General features: G+C 39.0%; 27 protein-coding genes and 2 pseudogenes. 24 read left to right on the forward strand and 5 right to left on the reverse strand.

Annotated elements, in window-relative coordinates; genetic code table 11:
- Window positions 1–4: 4 nt before the first annotated feature.
- The 13 genes from paaB (at window position 5) to ACZ5XR_RS04605 (ending at window position 10,549) form a co-directional block, all read left to right on the forward strand.
- The gene (paaB, locus tag ACZ5XR_RS04545; protein ID WP_464500491.1) at window positions 5–358 is read left to right on the forward strand and encodes a 1,2-phenylacetyl-CoA epoxidase subunit PaaB; all 354 of its coding nucleotides are present in this window, start codon (window positions 5–7) and stop codon (window positions 356–358) included.
- Window positions 351–1,163 carry a 1,2-phenylacetyl-CoA epoxidase subunit PaaC gene (paaC, locus tag ACZ5XR_RS04550; RefSeq protein ID WP_464500492.1) on the forward strand — a complete coding sequence of 271 codons (813 nt, stop codon included), beginning with the start codon at window positions 351–353 and terminating at the stop codon, window positions 1,161–1,163. The genes paaB and paaC overlap by 8 nt, the downstream gene beginning before the upstream one ends.
- Window positions 1,164–1,189: 26 nt before the next feature.
- A complete protein-coding gene (paaD, locus tag ACZ5XR_RS04555; RefSeq protein WP_464500493.1) occupies window positions 1,190–1,690 on the forward strand; it encodes a 1,2-phenylacetyl-CoA epoxidase subunit PaaD in 501 nt (166 codons plus the stop codon).
- A 26-nt stretch (window positions 1,691–1,716) separates the two neighbouring features.
- Window positions 1,717–2,019 (forward strand): EthD family reductase, encoded by a 303-nt coding sequence (locus ACZ5XR_RS04560; protein ID WP_283878496.1) that lies wholly within the window; start codon window positions 1,717–1,719, stop codon window positions 2,017–2,019.
- The gene (locus ACZ5XR_RS04565; RefSeq protein ID WP_464500494.1) at window positions 2,019–2,795 is read left to right on the forward strand and encodes an enoyl-CoA hydratase/isomerase family protein; all 777 of its coding nucleotides are present in this window, start codon (window positions 2,019–2,021) and stop codon (window positions 2,793–2,795) included. Before ACZ5XR_RS04560 ends, ACZ5XR_RS04565 begins: the two co-directional genes overlap by 1 nt.
- 4 nt (window positions 2,796–2,799) lie before the next feature.
- Window positions 2,800–3,573 (forward strand): enoyl-CoA hydratase-related protein, encoded by a 774-nt coding sequence (locus ACZ5XR_RS04570; RefSeq protein WP_464500495.1) that lies wholly within the window; start codon window positions 2,800–2,802, stop codon window positions 3,571–3,573.
- Window positions 3,574–3,588: 15 nt separating this feature from the next.
- Complete coding sequence (locus ACZ5XR_RS04575; RefSeq protein WP_464500496.1) at window positions 3,589–5,100, forward strand: aldehyde dehydrogenase family protein; 1,512 nt, start codon at window positions 3,589–3,591, stop codon at window positions 5,098–5,100.
- Window positions 5,101–5,173: 73 nt separating this feature from the next.
- A complete protein-coding gene (locus ACZ5XR_RS04580) occupies window positions 5,174–6,043 on the forward strand; it encodes a 3-hydroxyacyl-CoA dehydrogenase (RefSeq protein WP_464500497.1) in 870 nt (289 codons plus the stop codon).
- The gene (locus tag ACZ5XR_RS04585; protein WP_464500498.1) at window positions 6,040–7,245 is read left to right on the forward strand and encodes an acetyl-CoA C-acyltransferase; all 1,206 of its coding nucleotides are present in this window, start codon (window positions 6,040–6,042) and stop codon (window positions 7,243–7,245) included. The genes ACZ5XR_RS04580 and ACZ5XR_RS04585 overlap by 4 nt, the downstream gene beginning before the upstream one ends.
- Before the next feature lie 70 nt (window positions 7,246–7,315).
- The gene (locus ACZ5XR_RS04590; RefSeq protein WP_464500499.1) at window positions 7,316–8,092 is read left to right on the forward strand and encodes an enoyl-CoA hydratase-related protein; all 777 of its coding nucleotides are present in this window, start codon (window positions 7,316–7,318) and stop codon (window positions 8,090–8,092) included.
- 74 nt (window positions 8,093–8,166) lie between these two features.
- Complete coding sequence (paaX, locus tag ACZ5XR_RS04595) at window positions 8,167–9,048, forward strand: phenylacetic acid degradation operon negative regulatory protein PaaX (protein ID WP_464500500.1); 882 nt, start codon at window positions 8,167–8,169, stop codon at window positions 9,046–9,048.
- Window positions 9,049–9,139: 91 nt separating this feature from the next.
- Window positions 9,140–10,093 (forward strand): NAD(P)H-dependent flavin oxidoreductase, encoded by a 954-nt coding sequence (locus ACZ5XR_RS04600; RefSeq protein WP_464500501.1) that lies wholly within the window; start codon window positions 9,140–9,142, stop codon window positions 10,091–10,093.
- 36 nt (window positions 10,094–10,129) lie between these two features.
- A complete protein-coding gene (locus ACZ5XR_RS04605) occupies window positions 10,130–10,549 on the forward strand; it encodes a PaaI family thioesterase (RefSeq protein WP_464500502.1) in 420 nt (139 codons plus the stop codon).
- A gap of 121 nt (window positions 10,550–10,670) precedes the next feature.
- Here the strand turns inward: ACZ5XR_RS04605 and ACZ5XR_RS04610 are convergent, their stop codons facing one another.
- Entirely contained in the window at window positions 10,671–11,186 is a 516-nt protein-coding gene (locus tag ACZ5XR_RS04610) for a gamma carbonic anhydrase family protein (protein ID WP_464500503.1), read from the reverse strand.
- 204 nt (window positions 11,187–11,390) lie between these two features.
- Between ACZ5XR_RS04610 and ACZ5XR_RS04615 the strand changes: the two genes are divergently transcribed.
- Complete coding sequence (locus tag ACZ5XR_RS04615) at window positions 11,391–12,113, forward strand: ZIP family metal transporter (RefSeq protein ID WP_464500504.1); 723 nt, start codon at window positions 11,391–11,393, stop codon at window positions 12,111–12,113.
- A 20-nt stretch (window positions 12,114–12,133) separates the two neighbouring features.
- Here ACZ5XR_RS04615 and ACZ5XR_RS04620 read toward each other — a convergent pair whose 3' ends face one another.
- From ACZ5XR_RS04620 to ACZ5XR_RS04635, 4 genes are all read right to left on the reverse strand, one after another.
- Window positions 12,134–13,225 (reverse strand): putative glycoside hydrolase, encoded by a 1,092-nt coding sequence (locus ACZ5XR_RS04620; protein WP_464500505.1) that lies wholly within the window; start codon window positions 13,223–13,225, stop codon window positions 12,134–12,136.
- A 64-nt stretch (window positions 13,226–13,289) separates the two neighbouring features.
- On the reverse strand, window positions 13,290–14,468 hold the full coding sequence (gene alr, locus ACZ5XR_RS04625; protein ID WP_464500506.1) for an alanine racemase: 1,179 nt from the start codon (window positions 14,466–14,468) through the stop codon (window positions 13,290–13,292).
- Between the two features lie 75 nt (window positions 14,469–14,543).
- Complete coding sequence (ald, locus tag ACZ5XR_RS04630; RefSeq protein ID WP_464500507.1) at window positions 14,544–15,674, reverse strand: alanine dehydrogenase; 1,131 nt, start codon at window positions 15,672–15,674, stop codon at window positions 14,544–14,546.
- A 142-nt stretch (window positions 15,675–15,816) separates the two neighbouring features.
- A complete protein-coding gene (locus ACZ5XR_RS04635; RefSeq protein ID WP_464500508.1) occupies window positions 15,817–17,055 on the reverse strand; it encodes a PucR family transcriptional regulator in 1,239 nt (412 codons plus the stop codon).
- Between the two features lie 522 nt (window positions 17,056–17,577).
- On the opposite strand from ACZ5XR_RS04635, the gene ACZ5XR_RS04640 reads away from it, so the two are divergent.
- The 10 genes and pseudogenes from ACZ5XR_RS04640 (at window position 17,578) to ACZ5XR_RS04685 (ending at window position 26,721) form a co-directional block, all read left to right on the forward strand.
- Window positions 17,578–18,969: an amino acid permease gene (locus ACZ5XR_RS04640; protein ID WP_464500509.1), complete on the forward strand. Its 1,392-nt coding sequence runs from the start codon at window positions 17,578–17,580 to the stop codon at window positions 18,967–18,969.
- Window positions 18,970–19,067: 98 nt separating this feature from the next.
- On the forward strand, window positions 19,068–19,871 hold the full coding sequence (locus ACZ5XR_RS04645) for a 5'-nucleotidase, lipoprotein e(P4) family (RefSeq protein WP_464500510.1): 804 nt from the start codon (window positions 19,068–19,070) through the stop codon (window positions 19,869–19,871).
- Between the two features lie 104 nt (window positions 19,872–19,975).
- Window positions 19,976–20,134, forward strand: a pseudogene (locus ACZ5XR_RS04650) (permease); the annotation flags it as partial.
- Window positions 20,135–20,283: 149 nt separating this feature from the next.
- The gene (locus tag ACZ5XR_RS04655) at window positions 20,284–21,153 is read left to right on the forward strand and encodes a permease (RefSeq protein ID WP_464500511.1); all 870 of its coding nucleotides are present in this window, start codon (window positions 20,284–20,286) and stop codon (window positions 21,151–21,153) included.
- Window positions 21,154–21,166: 13 nt separating this feature from the next.
- Window positions 21,167–22,060 (forward strand): TIGR03943 family putative permease subunit, encoded by an 894-nt coding sequence (locus ACZ5XR_RS04660; protein WP_464500512.1) that lies wholly within the window; start codon window positions 21,167–21,169, stop codon window positions 22,058–22,060.
- Between the two features lie 140 nt (window positions 22,061–22,200).
- Window positions 22,201–22,590, forward strand: a pseudogene (locus ACZ5XR_RS04665) (TIGR03943 family putative permease subunit); the annotation flags it as partial.
- Window positions 22,591–22,692: 102 nt separating this feature from the next.
- Window positions 22,693–23,079: a FixH family protein gene (locus ACZ5XR_RS04670; protein ID WP_464500513.1), complete on the forward strand. Its 387-nt coding sequence runs from the start codon at window positions 22,693–22,695 to the stop codon at window positions 23,077–23,079.
- 195 nt (window positions 23,080–23,274) lie between these two features.
- Complete coding sequence (locus tag ACZ5XR_RS04675; RefSeq protein ID WP_464500514.1) at window positions 23,275–24,564, forward strand: spore germination protein; 1,290 nt, start codon at window positions 23,275–23,277, stop codon at window positions 24,562–24,564.
- Window positions 24,565–24,580: 16 nt separating this feature from the next.
- On the forward strand, window positions 24,581–25,651 hold the full coding sequence (locus ACZ5XR_RS04680) for a hypothetical protein (protein ID WP_464500515.1): 1,071 nt from the start codon (window positions 24,581–24,583) through the stop codon (window positions 25,649–25,651).
- 32 nt (window positions 25,652–25,683) lie between these two features.
- Window positions 25,684–26,721, forward strand: coding sequence for a Ger(x)C family spore germination protein (locus tag ACZ5XR_RS04685; RefSeq protein ID WP_464502223.1), 1,038 nt, complete (start codon window positions 25,684–25,686; stop codon window positions 26,719–26,721).
- The last annotated feature ends 8 nt before the right edge of the window (window positions 26,722–26,729 follow it).

Consider the following 26,729-nt stretch of genomic DNA (forward strand, 5'->3'; position numbering starts at 1 on the left):
AAAAATGGAGCAAAAGAAAACATTTTATCAGGAATTTGAAGTTTTCAGCAAGCGGACACCTTCTTCACCCTTTCAGCACCAATTCAGTTTGTTGGCACCAAATGCTGAAATGGCGATGGTAATGGCTCAAGAAAACTTTATGCGCCGGGATCCGGTTGCTGATATATGGGTAGTGAATCGTGAACATATTCGCGGATTAACCAAGGAAGAAAAGGTTACGTTGCAACGAATAGATAATAAGGATTACCGTACAACGAAAGGCTATGGCTACTTAAAGAAAAAATGGCGGCATTATGAACAACAAATGCTCGATGAAAAAGAAATCCTTTCTTGGGCAGGAGGTAAGGAAAATGACTGAACAAAACGTAACGATAACTCCTGAATTAAAGGATGCAGTTGTCAATTTATTATTTCAGCTTGCAGACGATGACTTCTTTTACTCCTACCGGGGTTCTGAATGGCTTGGACTGGCACCGCATATCGAAGAGGATGTGGCTTCTTCCTCCATCAGCCAGGACAGCATGGGCCATGCCGCAATGTTTTATCAATTATTAGAAGAAATCGGGATCGGTCATGCGGATGCATTAGCCCACCTGCGGCCAGCTACTGAAAGAAGAAATAGTATTTTAGTAGAAAGACCTAATGGTGAGGGCTATTATATGGAGGTTCCTAAATATGACTGGGCCTACGCTGTCGTTCGGAATTATTTTTACACCGCAGCGAAGAAAGTAAAGATTGACTCTTTGAAAAACAGCTCCTATGAGCCGCTGGCAAAAGTTGCAATCAAGGTAAATATGGAACTCTACTATCATTTACTCCATTGGAAAACTTGGTTTGTTCAGCTTTTAAGTTCAACAGAAGAAGCAAAACAAAGAATGCAGGCCGCGATTGAACAAGTCATGAAGGATTTTGCCGATGTTTTCTCGTTTGGCACAGATGGGGAAAAAATGATCGCAGCTGGATTAATTGAAAAAGAGGATGTCCTTAGCGGGCGCTGGAAACAGCATTTAGAGCCTGTTTTCCAATCGATCGGTTTAACTGTTCCAGAAATTCCGGTCAATGGAGAAAGCAATGGCCGAAATTTTGAACATACAGAAGATTTAGTGTCGGCGATTGAGACACTTTCAGAAGTCTATCGAATAGATACTGCTGCAACTTGGTAATGCACATATAGAAAAGAGGTGTGATCATGCAAATGTCTGTAATTTCACTGAAAAAGCAGGTATTAGAAGTACTGGATGAAGTAAAAGATCCTGAAATCGATACAGTGAGTATTATCGACCTGGGTATGGTAGAGGAAATAATAGCCGAAAACGGTGTCGTTGAGATTAAAATCCTCCCGACCTTTCTAGGCTGCCCGGCTCTTGGCATTATAAAGAATAATATCGAAAAGGCTGTTAAGGCCATAGAGGAAGTACAAAAGGTTGAGGTAGAATTTATCAACAACCCGCCTTGGACGTCAGACCGTATATCTGAAAAAGGGAGACAAGGATTAAAGGCGTTCGGAATTGCTCCTCCACCTCGTTTAATGGACAGTGACGGGTCGTGGCATGTTGACTGCCCGTATTGCGGTTCCACCTATGTGACCATGGACAATATCTTTGGACCAACAGCTTGCAGAAGTATTCTATATTGTAAAAGTTGTAAAAACCCTTTCGAAGCAATGAAACCGATATCAACTTTAATGTAAATAAAAGAATGTGAGGAGAAATGATTATGGCAAAATTAATCGCATTATATAAACAACCGGAAGATAAGGCTGCATTTGATGAACATTATTTTAACGTGCACGTACCGATTACCGAAAAAATTCCTGGCCTTCGTGAAATGAAAGTAACAAAGTTTACAGGAACGCCAATGGGCGGAGAAGCTCCATATTATTTAATGTGCGAAATGCGCTATGACAGCCATGAGGACCTGCAAAACGGCTTGCGTTCTGAGGAAGGAAAAGCCTCCGGAAAAGACCTTATGAAATTTGCCGGCAAGCTTGTTACTTTGGTTATTGGGGAAGACGATTAATGAAAGCGTTTGAATTTATTGAAGCAACACAAAAGGACGGGGTAGCGCTCATTGAGCTAAACAGACCGGCACAATATAATGCATTAAACCGAAAAATGGTACGTGAAATTGTTGATGCGATGGAAGCCTTTGATCGAGATGAAGAAGTGAGGGCGATCGTGATTACAGGTAAAGGGCGTGCGTTTTCAGCCGGTGCAGATATTGATGAAATGGCAGGGGATGACCCGGTCCGTCTGGAGCTATTAAATCAATTTGCGGATTGGGACCGTTTATCGTTCATCAAAAAGCCAATCATTGGAGCGGCAAAAGGCTTTGTTTTTGGCGGGGGTTTTGAGTTAGCACTTTGTTGTGACTTACTCATTGCAGCCAGCGGTACAGAATTTTCATTCCCGGAAGTCAACCTTGGGGTTATGCCGGGAGCTGGCGGTACCCAGCGTTTAACAAAAATTGTCGGCAGGACGAAAGCATTAGAATGGCTATGGAGCGGCACCAGAATTACAACAGAAAATGCCCTTCAGCACGGACTAATCAATCGTGTTGTTTCTCCTGAATTACTCATGGAAGAAACAATGAAAACGGCCAGACTAATCGCAAACCAAGCACCGCTTTCGATTCGTTTAATTAAAGATTCGGTGAATAAAGCAGTTGATTATATGCTATATGAAGGTATGCAATATGAGCGTAAAAATTTCTATTTATTGTTTGGCTCAGAAGATCAAAAAGAAGGTATGAACGCCTTTATCGAAAAACGGAAGCCGGAATTTAAAGGGAGATAACCATATGTATGAAATGATTTTGTATTCTGTCGCAAACGGCATAGCCCGGATTACGTTAAATAGGCCCACAACATTAAATGCTTTCGTGGCCAAAATGAATAAAGAAATCACTCATGCAATGAAAGCTGCATCATCTGATGAAGAAGTCCGCTGTATCGTTCTTAGCGGGGAGGGACGAGGTTTTTGTTCTGGGCAAGACCTGTCTGAAGTGGATGAGAATATGGATCACGGGCAAGTATTAAGAGAGAAATACGGGCCGATGATCAAGCAAATTTATCAATGTGAAAAACCGATTATTGCGGCGGTCAATGGAATTGCTGCCGGTGCAGGCTTCAGCCTCGCGCTTGCCTGTGATTTTCGTCTTTTATCAGACCGTGCCACCTTTTTAAATGCCTTTATCCACGTTGGTTTAATCCCTGATTCAGGAAACAGTTATTTTCTTACTAGGTTAGTAGGAGAAGCAAAAGCATTAGAAATATCGATTTTAGGTGATAAAATCCCAGCTGATCAAGCATTGGCCATGGGGCTCGCCACCAAAGTGGTTTCCTCGGATAACTGGGATACTGAAGTTAACCAATTTGCAGAGCGAATTGCTGCCTTACCTACTAAAGCAGTTGGTTTAATTAAACGGACCATTAAAGCAGCAGGGGAACAAACCTTTACTGACTATTTAGAAGAAGAAGCCCAGGCTCAAAGAATCGCTGGCCAAACAAAAGACCACCGTGAAGGTGTGCAAGCATTTATGGAAAAAAGAAAACCTATTTTTATCGGTAAATAAGAGGAGGAAATTCTAATGACAACAGTACAAACTACCGAAGCAACTTCATTAAAAAGAGATTACTACCATTTAATTATTAACGGAGAAAAAGTAGAGAGCTCAAACGGTAAAACCATTAAAACCTATAATCCTGCAACAGGTGAACTCCTTGCAGAAGTGGCAAAAGCTTCAAAAGAGGATGCAGAAAAAGCAGTATTGGCAGCTCGTGAAGCATTTGATCATGGAAAATGGCGTAAATATCCGATTAACCGCCGTTCACAAGTTTTGAATAAAATCGCTTCCATTATGCGTTCACGTTTTAATGAGTTAGTAGAATTAGAGATTTTAGATACCGGTAAATCATTGGCCGCAGCCCAAGGTCAAGTATCACAAGCCATTGAGGATTTTGAATTTTATGCAGCTGCAATCGTTGCCCACCGCGGTGTTGTGAACAATATGCCTGGTCAATTTCATAATTTTACTGAAAAAGAGCCTGTTGGTGTTTGTGCGCAAATCATTCCTTGGAACTATCCATTGATGATGGCGGCATGGAAAATTGCTCCGGCAATTGCCGTTGGTTGCTCAGTTGTCGTGAAACCAGCCAGCTTAACCCCGCTTACTGCGATTATTTTAGGTGAAATCTGTTTAGAGGCTGGTGTCCCTGCCGGTGTTGTGAACATTGTTCCAGGATCAGGCTCTGAGGTAGGAAATTACTTAGTAGAACATCCGAAAGTAAATAAAGTCGCTTTCACTGGTTCGACGCCAATCGGTAAAGATATCATGGCAAAAGCTTCCGAAACATTAAAACGTGTCACTCTAGAATTGGGAGGTAAATCTCCTAACATCGTGTTTGAAGATGCAGATCTCGATGCAGCCGTTGATGGATCTCTATTCGGCATTTTCTATAACTCTGGCCAATCTTGTGAAGCACGGTCCCGTTTATATGTCCAAGAAGATATCTATGATGAATTCGTAACTAAATTCGTTGAGAAAACAAAGAAATTGGTTCTTGCGAATCCGTTTGATAAAGGAACACATGTTGGTGCAATCATTGACCAAGATCAGTTAAATGTCATCGACGGCTATGTAAAATCAGCTATTGAAGAGGGAGCAGAAATTTTAGTAGGAGGTAAGCCAGCTACTGTTGAAGGTTATGAAGGTGGATTCTGGTACGAGCCGACTGTCATTGCTAACGTTAATCATGACATGACCGTTGTAAAAGAAGAAATCTTTGGTCCAGTGGTTGTTGTCATGAAATTTAAGGATGAAAAAGAAGCGATTAAGCTTGCCAATGATACAGAATTCGGATTAGGATCAGCGGTTTGGTCAAAGGACGGAGCACGTGCAACTCGTGTGGCGAAGCAAATCGAAGCAGGCATTGTGATGGTGAACTGCCCATTCTCAGCATTCCCTGGAACACCATTTGGCGGATATAAGCAATCTGGTTTCGGTCGTGAGCTTTGCATTGAAACACTTGACCTTTATACCGAAACAAAGAGTATTATTTCTTACTTTGGAAGTCGTCCATTAAATCCACTAGGTGTTTAATATCCTACACGTACGAATGAGACTTTCTTGGTCTCATTCGTACTTCTTTAATCGGAAAAAGGAGAGATAGCTGATGAAAAACATCGTTGTTGTTGGTTCTGGTGTAATGGGCAGAGGAATTGCCTATGTGGGGGCACTTGGAGGATTTTCCGTTACATTGGTGGATGTGAATGAAAATGCGCTTAAAAGTGCCGAAGGTGAACTAAATTCAATTTTTGCCAAAGGACGCGAACGAGAAAAAATCTCTGCTGAACAGGAGCAACTGGCAAAAGCGAATCTAAACTATGACAGTGACCTGCCGCAGGCTTGTTCTTTAGCCGACTTGATTATTGAAGCCGTACCTGAAAAAGCGGAAATCAAAAAACAAGTATTTGAAACGATGGAACAATTCGCACCGGAAAAATGCCTTTTTGCAACAAATACTTCCACAATGAGTCCGACTGAAATTGCATCATACGGAAAACGTGCAGATCGGACTATTGCCATGCACTTTTTTAATCCGGTTCACAGAATGCCGCTTGTGGAAATCGTCCGTGGTCTTGAGACGAGTGATGAAACAGCAGAGACGATTAAAAAAGTGGCTGAACAAATGGGAAAAGAAACGGTTGTCATTAATGAATTCCCGGGTTTTGTCACAAGCCGAATCAGCTGTCTGGTCGGAAATGAGGCATTTTATATGCTGCAAGAAGGACTAGGGACTCCAGAGGACATTGATAAAGCGATTAAACTCGGATTGAATTACCCAATGGGTCCATTTGAATTGGTAGACCTTGTCGGACTTGATGCCCGCTTAAATAACCTAAAATACCTGCATGAAAAATTAGGTGAAAAATACCGTCCGGCACCATTGCTCGAACAATATGTAGCTGCAGGGCGATTGGGCCGTAAAACAGGTAAAGGTGTTTATGATTATACGAAAAAAGAAGAGTTGGTGAAGAAATGAGAGAAGTCGTAATTGTCGACGCCGTTAGAACGCCGATTGGAAAATACAAAGGGGCTTTAAAAAGTGTCCGCCCAGATGATTTAGGCGCGATCGTGATCAAAGCTCTTCTTGAGCGAAATCCCACTCTTCCTGCTGATCAAATTGAGGATGTCATTTTTGGCAATGCCAATCAAGCAGGGGAAGACAATCGCAATGTAGCCAGGATGTCCGCCCTGCTTGCCGGTCTGCCGATTTCCGTAGGGGGAACAACGATTAACCGGCTATGCGGTTCCGGTTTGGATGCCGTACTTTATGCGGCAAGATCGATTGCGGTAGGCGAAGGAGATATTTATATTGCCGGCGGAACGGAGAGCATGACTCGTGCCCCTTATGTGATGGGTAAACCTGAGGTTGATTTTCCGAGAGGTTCCATGGAACTTCAGGATACGACGATTGGCTGGCGCTTTACAAATAAAAAATTAGAAGAAATGTACGGGGCCGAATCGATGCCGCAAACGGCGGAAAACGTGGCGAAGCGCTGTTCAATCACCCGGGAAGAACAAGATGAATTTGCCCTTCGAAGCCAACTAAAAGCAAAAGCGGCCATGGAAAACGAACGTTTTGCCAATGAAATTGTTCCCGTTTACTTTAAAGACCGGAAAGGGAATGAGGTAGTGGTTGCCGAGGACGAGCATCCACGTCTAGATACTTCTTTGGAGAAGTTAGGAAAGCTAAAGCCAATTTTCGAGAGCGGAACGGTTACAGCAGGAAACGCATCCGGCGTGAATGATGGCGCCTCTGCCTTATTATTAATGAGTACAGAAAAAGCGAAGGAATTGGGATTAAAACCGCTTGCAAAATATGTGGTGGGTGCAGTCGCAGGTCTTGAACCATCCGTAATGGGGCTTGGACCTATCTATGCATCAAGGAAAGCACTCACAAGAGCGAATCTATCCATCGATGAGATCGGTTTAGTGGAATTAAACGAAGCTTTTGCATCTCAATCCATCGAATGTATGAGACAGCTGAAGCTTGATGAACAGAAAGTAAATGTCAATGGTGGTGCCATTGCTTTTGGACATCCACTAGGAGCAAGTGGTGCTCGTATCTTGACAACGCTTGTACATGAGATGAAAAAGCAAAAGGTTCAATATGGCCTTGCAACAATGTGTATCGGCGTCGGCCAAGGGATCGCCGCAATTGTTGAAAACATTGAAAATTAAATGTTTTAGCCCTTATATAGTGAGACTAAATAAGGGCTATTTTTTCTAAATAAAGGGGCGAAATGGATAAATGATAAACGTGATTTTTAAAGTGGAAAATCAGATTGGCTATGTTACAGTGAATCGACCTGACGTTTTAAATTGTTTTAACTATGCGACACTTTCTGAGCTTCAAGAAGTGGTGAATACCATTTCTCTAAATCCTGATGTCCATGTTGTGATTTTTACCGGTGCCGGAGAAAAGGCCTTTAGTGCAGGTGCGGATTTAAAGGAAAGAAAAACATTAACAGAAACCGAAACAAGAAGGAATGTGAAAGCCATTCGCGATGTGTTTAACAGTATTGCCTTGCTTCCGCAGCCAACCATCGCTGCCGTTAATGGTTACGCGCTTGGCGGAGGCTTTGAATGGCTTCTTTCATGCGATTTTGCGATTGCCGCTGAAGGAATCTCGTTGGGGTTAACAGAAGCAAGTTGGGCAATTATCCCGGGAGCAGGTGGAACCCAGCGATTGCCGAGATTAATTGGCGAGACAAAGGCAAAAGAATTAATTTTTACGGCAAAAAAATTGTCCGCTGGTGAAGCGCTTGAATTAGGCATTGTCCTAGAGGTGGTTCCTCGAAATCAATTAATGTCTGCTTGCGAGGAATTTGCTGCAAAAATTATGAGAAATGGACCTATCGCGATTCGGCAGGCGAAATATGCGATTACAAGAGGTCTTAATACAGACTTGCAAACAGGGCTAGAAATTGAAGCAAAAGCATATGAACTAACGATTCCGACTGAAGATCGCATCGAAGCTTTAAATGCCTTCAGTGAAAAAAGAGCTCCGCGGTTTTTAGGGAAATAGTTATTGGGGATAAATAAATAATGTTAACGCTCGTATAAAATTTGTGATATAAAGATGAAATGGGGGTGAAGATCTTGGGTGAAAATACACGCTCTATGATTTTTACAATATATGGCGATTATATTCATCATTATGGAAATAAAATTTGGATTGGTAGTTTAATCCGTCTGTTAAAGGAATTCGGTCATAATGACCAGGCCGCTCGGGTAGCTGTCTCCCGCATGATGAAGCAGGGATGGCTTCAATCTGAAAAGCGGGAAAATCGCAGCTATTATTTTTTGACTGACCAGGGGATAAGCCGTATAGAAGAAGCAGGGAATCGCATTTTTAAGCTTAATCCCGGTGAATGGGATGGGAAATGGCGGGTTCTTATGTATACCATTCCAGAGGAAAAAAGACATATTCGCGATGAACTGCGTCAGGAGTTATTGTGGAGCGGCTTTGGCAGCTTTTCAAATGCCTGCTGGATCTCTCCTAATAATTTAGAGAAAGAGGTTAAACTCCTCATTGAAAAATATGACATCAGTGAGTATGTCGACTTTTTCGTTTCCGAATATATCGGGCCAAAAGACAACCATTCTCTTGTGGAAAAAAGCTGGCCGTTAGAACAAGTCGTGGAAAAATACGAAGAATTTTATATCAAATATAGCAAGCAGTTCATTGCCAATCAGGAGATTATTAAGCGTGGAGAAATGTCGGATGCCGATTGTTTCGTCGAACGGACAAAGCTTGTACATGAATACCGTAAATTTTTATTTATTGATCCAGGTCTTCCGAAAGAACTGCTGCCTGAAAATTGGAATGGAACTCTTGCCGCTACATTATTCAACCAATATTATCAAGTTCTTGCTGAACCAGCGAGCCGCTTTTTCGAAAGTATTTTTCAAGAAAACAATGACCTTTGCAAAAAAGATGTCTCCTATGATGCCAAACAGCATCCGTATATGATTCAGTAAGCAGCAAAGCAGCTTTTTTCACTTCCGGAGGAAGAGCTGTTTTGTTGTAAATTGAACCGGTGAATTTCCTTTATAAGAGGGAGGATTACGAGTGAAATATATTAATGAAGTGCTATCCATAAAATATCCGATTATCCAGGGCGGAATGGGGAATATAAGCAATTCACAGCTTACAGCCGCTGTATCAAATGCTGGAGGGCTTGGGACCATCGGGTGTGGAACCATGACCCCGGAGCAAGTCGAAGCGATTATCTTGGAAACAAAGGAAAAGACGGATCAACCATTTGCTATCAATATACCAATTAATGTTAGTCCCTATACGGAAGAATTAATTCAACTGGTGATTAAACATAAAATCCCTGTTGTGTCATTGTCTGCTGGTAATCCAACACCCTATATTGCTCTTTTGCATGAGCATGAAATTAAGGTAATTGTCATCGTCGCCGCCGTCAAACATGCGCAAAAGGCAGAACAGGCCGGCGCCGATGTCCTGGTTGCCGAAGGCTTTGAAGCAGCAGGAATTAATTCCAATTTGGAGCTGACAACGTTTACGCTCATTCCGCAAATCTGTAAACATGTTTCCATTCCAGTTTTGGCTGCAGGGGGAATTGGCGATGGACAGGGTTTAGCGGCAGCATTGATGTTGGGAGCGTCAGGAGTGCAGCTTGGGACACGTTTGATTGCTACAAAGGAAGCTCCTTTTCATGCAAACTATAAAGAGAGACTTATTAAGGCAGATGACAATGAAACTGTTATTTTGGGTCGGTCGCTTGGACAGGTAAGGCGGGTGTTAAAATCACCTTATGCAAAACAAATTATCGATTTAGAACAGGAAGGTTTGTCAGAAGGGGACTATCGTCTTATGACCTCCGAAGATTTTCATCTTATTGGTGCATTAAGCGGTGACGGTAAAAATGGCTTTATGAATAGCGGTCAAGTTGCCGGGCTTATTGAAGATATTCCGTCAGTGCAGGAACTATTTGACAGAATGATGAAGGATGCACAAGCTGTAATGGAAGATCGCTTACGACTTTTCAATAAGTAGTTTAGAAGATAACTAACAACGAAAGGAGGATTTATTTTGGCAGGAATAAAAAAAGGTGTGGACCTTTTGAAGGTTATTGCGCATGAGGAACATCCTCCCCAATGTGATATAACATTACAAATTGAAGTGACTGATGCTCATGATGGAATGGCGCGCGGGATTTGGAAAGTGGATGAAAAGTTCATGAATGGAATAGGTGTGGCCATGGGGGGATTCGTTTCATCTGCCGCTGATATTATGATGGCGTACGCAATGGCTACTAAATTAAGTGGTGAACAAAGCTTTACCTCAATCGATTTGCACACGACTTTTCATAGACCTGTCCTCATGGGAGAGGTGACGGTTGCAGCCAGGGTTGAAAGGATGGGAAGAAAGGTCGCTTATGTTCTTGCAGACTTATTTCAAAACGAAAAGAAGGCGGCAAGTGTTGTTTCTTCCGTGATGATTATAGAGTAGTAGAACTCTTTATGGAAGATTCATCCTTTTTTTAGGGCCATAAACAGTCAAGGGATAAGCCTAATTCAGAATCATCCATTAATCAGTGAAAAATCCTGGGAGTCATGCTCCCAGGATTTTTTTATTTATCAAGAATTTCCTTAAATTCATATCCTTTTTGTACATACGTATCGATGGATAGTTGAATTAACTCCAGATCTTTATCTTGGATTTCACGTACTACTTTTCCAGGCGATCCCATAACAAGGGAACGGGGAGGAATCTTCTTTCCGGATGGAATGAGTGTATTGGCACCAATAATACATTCTTCACCGATTTCGACTCCATCTAGAATAGTAGAGCCCATCCCAATAATTGAACGTTTTCCGATTCTACAGCCATGCAGAATAACATTATGTCCTACTGTCACTTCATCTTCAATGACTACCGGGGAGCCTTCGAATAGGTGGATCGTAGAGTTATCTTGAATGCTGCATTTATCTCCGATTGTGATAGAGTCTTCATCTGCGCGCAGAACAGCATTAAACCAAATGGTTGAGTTCTTTCCTACCTTTACATCCCCAATTAAATACGCCCCAGGTGCGATAAAAACGCTTTCATGAATACGCGGTTGATTTCCATTGTGGGAAATAAGCATAATACATCCCCCTTTTCATAATTAGTTCCATATAAACATTATTATAACATTTTTAATAGAGGGAGGCGAAAAAATGAAACATTAATCCAATATTTCAGAGATGCATGGGAATTTTATATGTTATAAATATTAGTTTTCATCATTCTAATGGTAAAGGTCTCCTCATACCATATCAACAAATGGACTAAATATGGGGGAATGTCGATGAATAGTATTCTTTTTCTTGTAGTGCTCATTTCATCTATTGCCTATATACTTGGCGGTATGATTATTCTAATAAAAGCAAACTGGTCACAAACGAGTGTTCTCGCCTTAACGGCTTGGAGTGCCGGGCTGCTTTTGGCCATTGCCATTCTTGATTTAATTCCGGATACGCAAGAGGAATTAAAGAATAGCAGTATTTATATTTTGCTGGGTTTTATTATTATGTACTTCATCACTTTTGTTTCAAGTATTTGGAAAAAGGATAAAGAAAGCAGCTCCATGATTGGATTATCAGTCGGCATGTCCCTGCATAACTTCTTCGAAGGATTATCGCTCGGGGTAAGCTATGCGATCAGTGTAAATTTAGGAATCGTTGTTTCCTTCGCATTAATATTTCATAAAATCCCAGAAGGACTCTCCTACTCTTCGTCCGTCCTTGCCATTTCTCGAGATCGAAAAAAGACGACGATTCATCTAATTGCGCAAGGAATATGTATGTGGCTGGGAGCAGGAGTGTCCATTTTATTAGCCCATTACACCGAAATAAGCGAACAATTTATTGCCGTACCAATTGCCATAACAGCGGGTATTTTTCTCTATCTAGGAGGAACCGCACTGCTACCATCAACCAATAAAATACAAGACAAAAAAATCCCAATCGCATTCCTAAGCGGAATCATCTTTTACTTCCTATTCCATGGCCTCTCGGAGTATTTAAGTTGAGGGGTCAGACCCCCGCTACGTTAACGCTTTACTCCATTGGGGGACTGACCCCATGGTGTATAGTCAACATTTGGCGTGTAGGTGTTGCTGGCGTTCCAGAGTAGAAATTCATGAATTCCCTGTGCTTGAAGACCGCGGATTTGGTCTTCTATTTCTTTTTTTCCATACACCTTATAATTTCCTTTTCCAAGCCAGCCGGCAGTAAAATCTTGTAGCCATGGCCGGGAGATTGGAGGATGCTTTAATTGGCTTAACCGGGCGGACTCCACTCGGGCATATTCTTTTACGAGCCGATAGGGCTCTAAATCCGGTTTACGGATGCCAAAAATACCGGTCCAATGGCTTGGGTAAATCATTGCGGAAATGACATCTACACTTTCAGCGATTTTTGAGAAGTTTTGTCCAATTCCAGTGGCTTCCGGGATCACCGTAGCATTGCCAAATACATCTACTGAAACCTTTACCTTGTATGGCTTGAGCTGCTCGGAGGCATATTTAACAAACGCAGATACAGTGGCAATTCTGGACTTATCTTTCTGCGATTGAAATGCTCCTTTTTCATAGGTTAACTGGTGCTCAAAGGTTTCAAATTTTTCCGGAAAGCGGACATAATCGAATTGGATTTCCTTAAAACCCAAAGCAGCTGCCTCTTTCGCCATGCCAATATTATAATCCCAAACCTTCTTTAAAAACGGGTTCGTGAAAGAATCCCCACGCGAGTTCTTCCAAATTCCCTTTGTTGTGTTAAAGGAGAGGTTTGGCTGTTTATTGGCTAAAACACTATCTTTAAAAACAACAATTCTTGCAATCGGATAAATATGATTGGTTTTCAATGTGTGCATCAGCTTCTCTGGCTCTTGAATATAAGGACGGGAGACATCATAATATGGTGAGGTTATAAGAGGAAGGAACGTTAAATTTCCATGGTCATCCTTTATATCAATCACCATCGCATTTAATTCCGTTTGGTTAACGAGCGAAAGCAATTTTTGAAACTTTGCCCCGTTTGTGTTTTCAGCCTTTACATAAATGCCGCGGATTGGCTCACTTGCCAATACCTGATTTTGAGAAAAAAATAAAAGAACGAAGAAAAGTAAAAAAACTCTTTGCATATGCTTCACTCCTGCAAATGTTCATTTTACTTTTATCGTTCTCATTAGCCATATTAATCATTCTTTAGTTATTTTCCACTAAACTTAACTCGAACTTATCCGTAAGTTCGAATTCTTCAGTCTTTTCAATATACAGCCTTGGTACTCTTTTCCCAATTAAGCAAATAACCTCGTAATTAATCGTACCCATTATCTCAGCTAGATGGTCAACAGAATGGTCATCGCCAAAGAAGGTCACCACATCCCCAACAGCACACCCTGAAATATCCGTTACATCAATCATCGTTTGGTCCATACAAACTCTGCCGGCAATATGAGCCCTTTGTCCATGCACTAAAACCATTCCACGGTTCGAGAGCAGTCGGGAGAGGCCATCGGCATATCCAATAGGCAAGGTGGCAATCAAACTTTCATGTTCAGTTGAATATGTGCAGCCATAGCTGACCGGCTGTCTGGCAGGGACCTGTTTCATATGAGCTATTTTCGTTTTTAAACTCATCGCCTGACGAAGTACAATGGGGTGAGTTTTTAAGGAAGAATCCGGATACAGCCCATAAAGCGCAATGCCGATTCGGACCATGTCCAAGTGCATTTCCGGATATTTCATAGTTGCCGCACTATTGCAGCAGTGCTTAAGAGGGATATCGACATGATTTTCCGCCAAAAAATCTAATATGTTTAGAAATTGATTAAATTGTGATTGGGTATAGGAAGAGTCCGGACTATCGGCGCTGGCAAAATGAGTAAAGATCCCTTCTAAATATAAATAGGGTGCTTCGAGTGCCTTTTGAGCAAGAGCGAATGCATCTTCTCGAGTCTGCACACCTATTCGGGACATGCCGGTATCAATCTTAATATGGATGGAAGCTATTTTTCGTAAAATAGCAGATTGTTCTATGATTTCATCCAATACTACATCATCAAAAATCGTTAGCGTGATATTATGTAAAATTGCTTCTTTCACGGAGCGGGGAGGGGTATATCCCAGGATAAGGATAGGTTCTGTAATCCCAGCATCCCTTAATATGATGGCTTCATCTAACAACGCGACTGCCAAATAATCCGCACCGGCTTGACACGCTGCTCTTGCCACCTCAATCGATCCATGACCATATCCATCTGCTTTCACAACTGCCATGGTTTTGGTTCTTAACCCAACAAACTGGAGAAATTGAGAAAAATTATATTGAATAGCATCTAATGAAACCTCTGCCCATGTATCCCGGAAACTTTTTACGTTCATGATCTCTGGCCTCCTTTTAAAAAAATCCCCACAAGAAAATTCTTGAGGGGATTTTATATGGAATGAACAATTTAATTATAGAGCTAATTCTTTTTCCAAAGCATTTTCAGCTGTTACATAATCATAGCCAAGGTCTTTTGCAACTGCTTCGTAAGTGATTTCGCCGTTTGCAACGTTTAAGCCAAGTTTCAATGCATTATTTTCTAAAACGGCTTTTTGAACACCTTTATTAGCAATTTGCAATGCATATGGAACTGTCACGTTTGTTAAAGCGATTGTAGAAGTTCTAGGAACCGCACCAGGCATGTTCGCAACAGAGTAGTGAACTACGCCATGCTTAACGAATGTTGGGTTATCATGAGTTGTAACGTGATCGCTAGTTTCAACAATACCGCCTTGGTCAATTGCAACGTCTACGATTACAGAACCTGGCTTCATGGATTTAACCATTTCTTCCGTTACAAGCTTAGGAGCTTTTGCACCTGGAATTAATACTGCACCGATTAGAAGATCTGCTTCTTTAACAGCTTCTGCGATGTTGAAAGGATTTGACATTAATGTTGTTACTTGATTTCCGAAGATATCATCTAATTGTGCTAGACGTTCTGCGCTTAAGTCAATGATGGTAACATTAGCACCTAAACCGATAGCCATTTTAGCTGCGTTAGTACCTACGATACCACCGCCGATGATGGTAACTTTACCGCGGCTTACACCTGGAACGCCTGCAAGAAGGATTCCTTGACCGCCGTTGAATTTTTGAAGGAATTGCGCTCCGATTTGTGCAGCCATACGACCTGCAACTTCACTCATTGGAGTTAAAAGTGGAAGCTGTCTGTTAACTTGAACTGTTTCGTAGGCAATTGCAATAACGCCTTTATCTTTAAGAGCTTGCGCTAAGGATGGCTCAGCAGCTAAGTGTAAATAAGTAAATAGAATTAAGCCTGGACGGAAATAAGTATATTCACTAGAAAGAGGTTCTTTTACTTTCATGATCATATCAGATTTTTCCCAAACTTGTGCAGCGCTTTCAATGATTTCAGCACCGGCTTTAGCATAATCTTCATTAGTGAAACCGCTTCCAAGACCAGCATCTTTTTCAACTAATACAGTATGGCCTGCATTTAAGAATGAAACGACTCCAGCTGGTGTAAGGGCAACACGATTTTCATTATTTTTAATTTCTTTAGGTACTCCGATAATCATAGTACTAATTCCTCCCCTATACTAAAAAATAATTTGTGGTTATGAATCAAGTATAGATTGTTTATCTCTAATTTTCTTTGTGAAGAAAGGAGAAAGATTTATCTCTTTTTTGGTGATTTTCACAAAGTGGGGAGGAAATAGCTCAAAGGGTGGGATATTTTTCAAGTTTTAAATCCAAGTATAACAGCATTTTTTGATTGGGATCCTTCAGATTAATATCACCAATCTCCGTAATACGCTTTAATCGGTAGTTTAAAGTATTGGCATGAACATTCAGGTGTTTGGCTGTATCATTAATATTGTTATCATTATTAAGGTAGACTTCGAGTGTTTCGACTAAATTACTATTATGTTTTTCATCATAGTTGTGGAGCTTCATTAAGGAACGGTTAAGATAATTTTCTTTTTTTCTTTTTTCAATAATAATATCTAAAAATTGGTAAATTCCTAGTTTTTGATAATTGAATATTTCCTTTGTCTCTAGAGGATACCTTTCTTTAATCGATAAGACTGTCAATGTTTCCTGGTAGGCCTCGCCGATTTTTTCATAATCCTCATAAAAGCCGCTAAAAACGGGACTTATCTTGTCAATTTTGTAGCGATCCTTCATTTTCAAGATGAAGTTTTGCGCAAAATGATCCAGCTCATTTAAAGAGCTATCAATATTACTGCCTGCAACGAGTAAAATTAGCTGATTACAATCGATGGTATAGAGCAATATTTTTAATCGCTGACTTGTTTTTAATAGATAGGATATGTTTTGTTCTACCTTATTAGAGATATTTTCCTGAAACTGAAAGACAAGAACAGCAAATGTGGAAGAAGGGGTAATTTTCAACAAATGAAAGTGCTCGATTATTTCTTCCTTCTTTTGCAGATGACCGGTTAAAAGCCTCCAAAAGAATTCCTGAAACCGCTCTTCTTTTTTATTTTTTCTTGTTTGCAGCTGCAGCAGTTTATTTTTTGCTGCGTCTGCAGCTTTTTTTAAGAGAAGAAGATCTTGTTCAGATAAGGACTTATCAATCTCTAAAGCCCAAATAAATCCCAACACCTCATCTTGTTTCCAGATTGAAATCGCAACCCGATTACTAAGGCCAATTTCATCGACACTTTCTACACGAATAGGTTGATTTGTTTTTAGTAAAGCTGGGATTGTTCCTTCTTTCCATAATTGATTGATGACCTTTTCAGGAACCCTTCTTCCAATAATGGTAGATATTCTGGCAGGATCCGTTCTTTCGTCATGTGTGCTATAAGCAAGAAGCCGATGGTTTACATCCTCAATCGTGATTGGACATTGCAGAACTTGACTTACAATGTCAGCAAACTCATCTAAGCTTTCAAAGTCAGCTTTAAAAGGATCATTTAGTATGGGGGTCATGAGTTTCACTCCAAATCATGAGAATGTCTGCTTTTTATCTTTTTGTGTATATATACAAAAAGATACCATAAATTTCTGTTTTTTTAACAAAAGAATTTAAAAGTAAAAATGTTAAAATAATTTTAGGTATTTGAAAATATAAGAATATTGTAACTTGAAAGCGTTACCAATATTCAAAAGGGAAGTGATGATTACAACAAAATTCATACCTGTAAACGAATTTTTCAGAGGCATATTCATCTGGTTTTCTTCATCAATTTTCTACTTATTCCTTATCATTAAAGCACTGCAAGATGATTTTTTCGAAAATTCAAATTGTATACGCTTACGCTATCATCCTGGTAAAAATATTAAAAAATGCACTCTTATTCGAATTATTAGTTTATTCACTAGACAGATTTGAATAATATTATTACTATATAAATAAAGTTAATTCCCCATCATGAAGACTTTAATAGTCGTGACATCAAGTGGACAGTATGTAGGTGTGAAAAAAATTATTAATCAGGGGGAGATTAATATATGAGTCAACAAAAAGAACTTCATCGCGGATTGGAAGAGAGGCATATTAATTTAATGTCTCTAGGTGCTGCGATTGGCGTAGGATTATTTCTAGGTTCTGCAACAGCCATTAAAATGGCGGGCCCGGGAATTATAGTTGGTTACGGTATTGCCGGGATCATTATGTTTTTTATCATGAGAGCACTTGGAGAAATGGCGATTCATAAGCCTGTTGCCGGTTCTTTCAGCACATATGCACGCGAGTATATCAGTCCATTGGCAGGATTTTTAACCGGCTGGAACTATTGGTTTTTATGGGTTGTTACCTGTATGGCAGAAATTACAGCTGTCGGCGTTTATATGCAATATTGGTTCCCAGGCAGTGCCGGCTGGGCGTGGGCGCTTGCTGCACTGATTATTATGACGACGGTGAATTTCCTAGCTGTAAAATTATACGGTGAATTAGAATTCTGGTTTGCCCTAATTAAAATTGTGACCATTTGTGCGATGATTGTTGTTGGGTTAGGTACGATCATTTTTGGACTTGGAAATGGCGGAGTTGCAACCGGTATTAGTAATTTATGGAATCATGGCGGAATTTTCCCGCATGGCATCAAAGGTGTCTTAATGGCATTGCAAATGGTTATGTTTGCCTACCTAGGTATTGAAATGATCGGGGTTACGGCAGGAGAAGTAAAAAATCCGGAAAAAACGCTTGCCAGAGCTGTTGATTCCGTATTCTACCGTATTCTTCTTTTCTATGTTGGTGCATTATTTGTTATTATGTCCATCTATCCTTGGCAAGAGATCGGCACAAAGGGAAGCCCGTTTGTTTTAACCTTCAGCCAAGTTGGGATTCATGGAGCAGCAGGAATCATTAACTTTGTTGTTTTAACAGCTGCACTATCTTCCTGTAATAGCGGTATTTTCAGTACAGGACGTATGCTGTTTGATTTAGCCTTGCATGGTGAGGCACCTAAGGGCTTAAGCAAGGTTTCAAAGTCCGGTGTACCAGGTCTTGCGATTATTGCTTCAGCGGTCGTATTAATAATTGGAGTTGTGTTAAACTATTTCTTACCTGCAAAGGTATTTACGATGGTTACCAGTATCGGAACCTTTACGGCAATTTGGACTTGGGGCGTTATTTTAGTGGCACAGCTGCGTCACCGTAAAAATATGACTCCTGACCAAAGAAAAAATCTAAAATATAAATTGCCATTGTATCCATTGTCTTCTTATATTTCACTTGCTTTCTTGGTACTTGTTCTTGTCGTGATGGCGATTAACCCGGATCAAAGAATCGCGGTCATCGTTGGACCAGCATTCATCATTATGTTAATTGCTTTGTACTACGTTACCGGGCTGAATAAAAAGCCAGTTAAGCGGAATACTTCCAAAAAGCAGGTCAGTTAATCCATTTGAGGTCGTCCCAGTTGCATGGGGTGACCTCATTTTTTTTCAATTGATAAGTATTGGAATTTTTCACATACTAACCCCGAGGAGGTTAGTATGTGAAAAAAATTGCTGTATTCCTAACGGTTGCCGTCATATCTTTTCCATTGCTCGTTGTTACTTGCAAGGCGCAAAATAGCATGAGTCCGCAGGCTGCACTCCAAGAGCAAAATACGATGTCCGTCTTATGGTACCAAAATGCAGGGGAAGCAAAGGCTCTGTATTATCAAGGCTATAATATTGGCAAACTGAGGTTGGCGGAAGTGCTCACCACGAAACAAAACGATAAAAACTTTAAGCCGGCAGTTGTGCTGGATATCGATGAAACCATTCTCGATAACAGTCCAAAATATGCGAGCAGTGTCCTAACAGGAAAGAAAATAAGCTGGAAAGAGTGGATCAATAAAGCTGAGGCCGCACCTCTACCAGGAGCCGTCGAGTTCTTAAAGTATGCGGATTCAAAAGGGGTTGCCATTTATTACATATCAAACCGTGGTGAGGGTTATAAAGAGGCGACAATCAAAAATTTACAAAATGTCGGTGCCCCGCAAGCCACTGCAGAGCATGTCCTTTTAAAACAGCGAGGAGAAATAGGGAAAGAGACACGTCGAAAACAAGTGGCGCAATCGCATGAAATTGTTTTGTTGTTTGGTGATAACTTGGGAGATTTTAGTGGATTTGATGGATTGTCAACCTCGAAACGAAATGAAGCGGCTGCAAAGCAAAAAGATGAGTTCGGCAAAAAATTAATTGTCTTTCCCAACCCTATGTACGGTGACTGGGAGAGTGCCATCTATCAGTATGACTTCATAAAATCACCTGAAGAAATGGCAAGAATCAGAAAAGAGGCTCTCCATCCTTAAAAGCAACCATTTCGGTTGCTTCTTTTATGCCAGTTTTTCACGTTGGACGAATTACTTATATGATAGTATAGTAGTTTTCATGAGTTAGTAATAGGAGGACTACTATGTTTGGTATATCATTACCTGAATCATTTTTGCAGATGAATACCATCTTTATATCAATCCTAATCGAAGCATTGCCGTTTGTTACATTAGGAGTTCTGATTTCCGGAGTCATTCAAATATTTGTTACCGAAGAAATGATCGCCAAGATCATGCCTAGGTTTTCTTTATAAATATTGTGGTACAACCATGTATCCTCACTTCCATGAGGGCATTATGAGTTTACTACTTATGGAAAATGAAAACATAACATAAACGGTTTCTTATATGTTGTATAAGCCAATTGTGTTTCATCACAGGAGGGACTTTCATGGATCGATTGTTACAGTTAAATACGATTTTTATAAGTATTATTATTGAAGCATTCCCATTTATTGTAGTCGGGGCTTTTATTTCTGCACTAATTGAAGTTTTTGTTTCTGAAAATACACTGCTTAGAATTATGCCAAAAAATAGATATTTATCTGTTGTAGCTGCTAGTTTGATGGGAGTATTATATCCTGGTTGTGAATGTGGGATTGTTCCAATTGTTTCAAGGTTGATTAGAAAGGGTATGACACCTCATGCTGGAATTGCCTTTCTCCTATCTGCTCCAATTATCAATCCGATTGTTTTATTTGCTACATTTATTGCATTCGGAGATAGCTGGACAATGGTTGGGTACCGAGCAGGGTTAGCCATCGGTGTTTCTATTTTAGTCGGTCTTGTATTATCATTTGTCTTAAAGGACAATCCATTAAAAGAAAATAGTGAAATACATGTTCACGACCATTCTCACCAGAATACTAGACAAAAATTAATGAGTGTTCTTAACCATACCATTGACGAATTTTTTAGTATGGGAAAATACGTAGTCTTGGGTGCAATTATTGCGTCTTCTATGCAAGTTTATGTACCAACACGGATATTAACAACACTTGGAGGTACGCACGTAACTGCTGTTTTGGTAATGATGGCATTAGCTTTTATCTTATCTGTTTGTTCGGAAGCGGACGCTTTTGTAGCAGCTTCTTTCCGTAATTTTTTTCCACAAACCTCAATCGTATCTTTCTTGGTCTTCGGCAATATGGTTGATATTAAAAATACTCTGATGATTTTTGGGTCTTTTAAGGCAAAATTTGCTCTTCTTTTAGTATCATTAATCTCTTCATTTGTATTCATTGGTTCACTTCTTTTGTAAAGGATGTGGGAGGATGTATAAAGTCCTTATTTTAATACTTACTACAAACTTGTTTGCTATGCTGCATGCCACAGGAAACATTTCAAAATATATAAATATGAAATACAGCTTCTTATCTGCGAGTATGATCGTGATTTTATTCATACTTACTGTTGTCGAAGGAATTAAATTATGGAGTTCCAATGAAAAGAAAGATGAACATCATGATTGTGATTGTAACCACGAACATCATGACCATGAACACCATCATGCACATGATCACGAAAAGAAGAAACAACCTGCTGGAAAAAAGATAAAAAAATTCTTGGCTTACACATTGGTGTTAATACCTGCTGTCTCTGGCGTAGTTTTGCCCGTAGCTACTCTTGATTCCCAATTAGTAGATGCCAAAGGATTTTCCTTTCCCACCTTAGAGGATTCAAGCGATCAGTTTGCGAATCATCAAGTACTAAATCCTGATATGAGTAAATTCATGAACCAAGATGATTTTCAAGATTTAGTCAGAAAGGAATCAACTTCATATATTCCAAAAAATAATATTACTCTAACAGACCAGGACTATTTAGTCGGATTAGAAGTAATGTATAATTTTTCAGGGGCTTTTGCAGGTAAAACTCTTACCATGAAAGGATTTACTTACAATGGTCCAGGAGAACAAGCTAACCAACTGTTTTTACTTCGCTTTGGGATTATTCATTGTGTCGCTGACTCTGGTGCCTTTGGAATGATGATTCAATTCCCGAAAAACGTACACATTCCTAATGACCAATGGTATCAAGTAACAGGAACAATGGATACAGTCTATTATCCACAAATGAAAACTAAAATTCCTGTTTTAAAAGTAACAAGCTACAAAATCATTCCTAAACCGAATGACCCTTATGTTTACAGAAACAGCTTACAATAATAGATTCATTTAAAAAATAAAGGCCCAAAGGTGGGCCTATTATTTTTGCCGCTTTCTCTAGCAATTTTGAATAGGAATTTAACTATTTTGTTTCATTAGGATATTCAAAGGAAGTTCCAACAATTTTTACAGCATTATATATGATGGATAAAAACGATGAAAATATAATGATTAGTATTGAACAAACCAAGAGCCTACTAAAACGACCTGAAGACAATAACCCAAACGAAGGGAAAGAAATTGAATTTAAAGGATTTGTCTTTAATGATCCAGATACCACGATAGATAAAAATCAAATTTTCATATTCCGTTTTGGCGTGATTCATTGTATCGCGGATGCTGGTGTGTTTGGGATGCTTGTCGATATGCCTAATGGAGTTAAACTCAAAAATGATGAATGGATTACAGTAAAAGGAAAAATCTCAACGATTTATTATCAACCCTTTAATACCAATATCCCCTACTTAACGGTAGAAAAATGGTCAAAAACCAGTGCACCGAAGGAACAGTATGTTTATAGGCAATTCTAAAAAGATGCTAAGTTATGAAGCATCTTTTTTTTGTTGAATTTTTCATTTAATGGTAAGCTTTACATGAAGAATGCATGTCGAAAATGATAAAGGAGTTCCCTAATGAAAAAGCTGTTAGTTGGATTGTTTATGTTAGTCGGAGTGCTTGCAGGCTGCTCAAATCAAAGCGGAACCACGGATGACGTACCCAAATTGGTAGAGGTATCGGTCAAAACTGTTCCCCAAACTATAACTATAAATAAAGCAGCAAAAATAGAGGCAATAGTGACCCAAGGAAAGGATAAAGTATCTGATGCAGATGAAGTAAAATTTGAAGTATGGGAATCAGGGCAGGCCAAGCATGAGATGCTTAAAGCGAAAAATGAAGGTAGGGGAATTTATTCAATCAATAAAACTTTCCAATCAGAAGGCAAGTACTATGTCACTGCTCATGTGACTGCAAGGAATATGCATGTCATGCCAAAACAGGAGTTGAACGTTCAAAAATAGCAGGAATGGAAAAGCGAGGGGGTCGACATAACGGGTTTGGCAGCCGATCGCAAACAATAATATTACATAGGAAAATGACTATCAAATTGGATGTTAACCTGATAGTCATTTTTTATTAGAAGTCTAAGGGATGCACTCTGGTTTGGTGTGTATTAATTTGTATTTTAGGGGATAATTTTTCTGAGGTGACTTTTGATGGATCTTAAGGACTTGAAAGAAAATCATGATTTTATTCACCGTGAAGTTAAAAAGGGGAATCAAAAAATAACTCTTTTTTATTTGAAGTCACTTTGCGACGAAAAGAAAATTACTTTTAATGTCATTTCACCTTTTTATGATACAGACGAAAATCTTGTGTATGAAGAATATATACGCTCATTTGAAGAATGGTCAATGATTAAAGAGGAAAAAGATGCAGTGGAAAAAATTTTCAGCGGATGCATTATACTCATACAAAACAATAAAATGTACGCTGTTAAACTGGCCAATTTTGAATCACGCCCCGTAACTGAATCGACAGAAGAAAGTATTTTGCAAGGTCCTAAAGACAGCTTAAATGAAAAAATAAGTATCTCATTAAACATTATTCGCAATCGATATCGAGAAGAAACCTTAAAGGCTAAAAACTATACATTAGGGCAAAATTCCAAGACGAATATTATTTTACTGTACGATGAAAAGCTTTGTGATAAAAAAGTACTCCAACACTTGAATAAAAAACTAAAAGACTTAAAAGTAGATTTAATACAATCAGCGGGTCAGCTGCAAAAATTATTGATGGAGAGTAAGTGGTGTCCTTTTCCTTTATTTATGACAACAGAGCGGCCCGACAGAGTCGTAACAAATCTGTCTCAAGGGAAAGTTGCCTTTCTTATCGAAGGATCATCATGGGTTTTACTGGGACCTTCTTGTTTCTTTGATTTTTTTGAATCTATGGATGACCATGTTGAATTAGTTGCCGTAGGAAAATTTCTTATTTCTATTCGATACATAGCACTTATGATTTCACTTTTTATTCCCGCTTTATACGTCGCCGTGATTTCTTATTCTCCTGAAATATTAAAAGTACAATTTGCTCTTCTCATTGCCGGAAGCAGAATAGCTGTTCCTTTTCCTTCCTACGTCGAAATTATCTTTATGATGCTGATGGTAGAATTTTTATGTGAAGCTAGTATTCGTTTACCTAGAACAATTAGCCCATCTGCAACAACGGTAGGTGGCTTAATCCTCGGTCAGACCGCATCCCAAGCAGGACTAATAGGAAATGTGATGATTATTGTCATTTCTTCTGTTGCCATTTCTATTTTTGTCATACCGGTTAATGCCATGCATCAAGCGATTCGACTTATTCGCTATCCATTAATAGTACTAGGAAGTTTATTTGGAACTATAGGGGTATTGATTGGAGCATTTGCTCTTATCGGATATCTATGTAGTTTACGTAGCCTAGGTAAACCGTACATGCAGCTATTTGCTAAGAACTGATTGTAGGTGGATTTTAATGCTAGGACAACGTTATTACGTTTATTTGTTTTATATCAATGCACTGGTGAATGTAACTGCCTTTGTCCCACAAACCCTTTACAAAAATCGGTATAATGGTAGTTTATTCAGTTTAGCTTTATCAACCATTATAGGGATGTTTTTAATTTTTTTATTTCAAACTCAAATAAAAAAGTTCCCAAGACAAAATATTGCACAAATTATGAATAGGCTATTCCCTAAATGGTTTCAGAATACTTTTCTATTTTTAAATTTCACTCTGCAAATGTTTGCAGGAATTATATTTCTTATCTCCAACACACAAATTGTAAGCCATTTTTTATCCCCGAACTCCATTATCTTATTTTATATTTTTCTCTTGTTAATCGTATTTTTAATGATGATTCAAACGGATTCCATATTGTATTTGCTTGAATTTATTGTTTTATTGGCTACACCTTTCTATGTTTTTTTAATACTGAGGTTTTTTACAGATCAATTAGTAATGGTTGATTTCATTAAACAATCTTGGACATACCTGCTGCATCTTCCAAAAATGAATTCGGTTGCTTCTGGATTATTTGTTTTCACAGGATTCACCAATTATTTTATTTATGGGGAACATATTCTTTCGATTGGTAAGAAACATTTATTCATAGCTATGGGGATTATTTGTTTCTTACTTTTTTTCTCCTATTTCGTTCCAATAGGATACTTTGGACTTAATGGAGTAGGGAAGCTAAGCTATGTTTGGGTAACAACTGTTGATAGTATGCGCTTTGATTACTTCTTTTTAGAAAGAATGGTAACCATTTTTATTTTAGTCCAAATTGGCATAACGTTGATGTATATAATATTATCCTATCACTCGTCACTACAGTATCTTCAGTTAATGACAAAAAATGTTGGAGGACGTTCAAAATGGATCGGCATATTTGTCGTGGTGATGTCAGCTATCATGACTCAGCAATTTACAGACGAATTCATGTTATTAAATCTTTTCAATTGTTTTTTTATTTCTCGAATTATATTAGATCTATTTTTACTGTCCATTTTATTTTTTGCTTCAAAAAAGCAAGTAGAAAATTAATCATTGTTTTATTGGTATTATTTCCGGTTTTAATGAATGGATGTTCCTTTAAGGATATTGATAAACGTTCATTTGTTACAGCCATAGGAATTGATAAGTCTGAAAAAGTGGGAAAAAAAATGAAAGTGATCCTTAAGATTTCACTTTCAAAGGGGGACCCGGCTACAATTGGAGCCGATTTTTCTTTGCTATCTTTTGATGCTAATTCTATTTCAGAAGCTCTAAATCGAATGAAATCGATGACAGATAAAGAATTGTTTTATGGGCATACAAAAACAATTCTGATTGGAGAAAAAGTTGCAAGGGAGGATATTCGTCCTTTATTAGATTATTTCGTAAGGAGACCCGAAATACATAAGACTGCGTATTTAAGTGTTGCTGCTCCAACAGCCTATCAGGTCCTACAGTACAAACCAAGAGTAGAACGGGTGGCAGGAAGTTATCTATTTTCAATGTTTGAAGAAAGCAGCACGGATTCGCCATATGTTAAAGTACTAACACTTTTTGATGCATATAGAAGGGAAACAGAAACAGGAATTACCATCGCTATGCCTGTAATGGAAGTTAAAAACAAAAAAATGCTAGTTGATACAATTGCCCTTTTTAACAAAAAGAGAATGGAATCCAAGCTTAATCCTAATGAATCTGAGCTATATAGACTCCTGACTGTGGGTGTTAAAAATGGAAGTTTTAATATAAAGACCAAAGATGGTACTTATGCAATAAATATATTAAAAGGAAAGGCCAGATTCAAAATTAACAAAAACAACATGCTCTCAGCCCTTTTTTTTATTAAATTGAATGCAATTGTAGAAGAAAAAATGGACGATCAAATCAATCTTTCCAATGATCAAATAAAAAAAATACAAGATGAAACTGAAAAGAAAATGAAACAAGATGTCAATATACTTTTAGATCATATACAGAAAATAAAATTAGACCCCATTGGATTAGGTCTTAAATTCAACTCGAAAAATTTTGACCATAGGAATTGGGATCATTATTACCCTCAACTCAAATTTAAAGTAAATGTGGCTTGTAAAATAAATGGAACGGGTATTATTGAATAAAATTGGTT

Source organism: Neobacillus sp. Fa239, assembly GCF_055395235.1.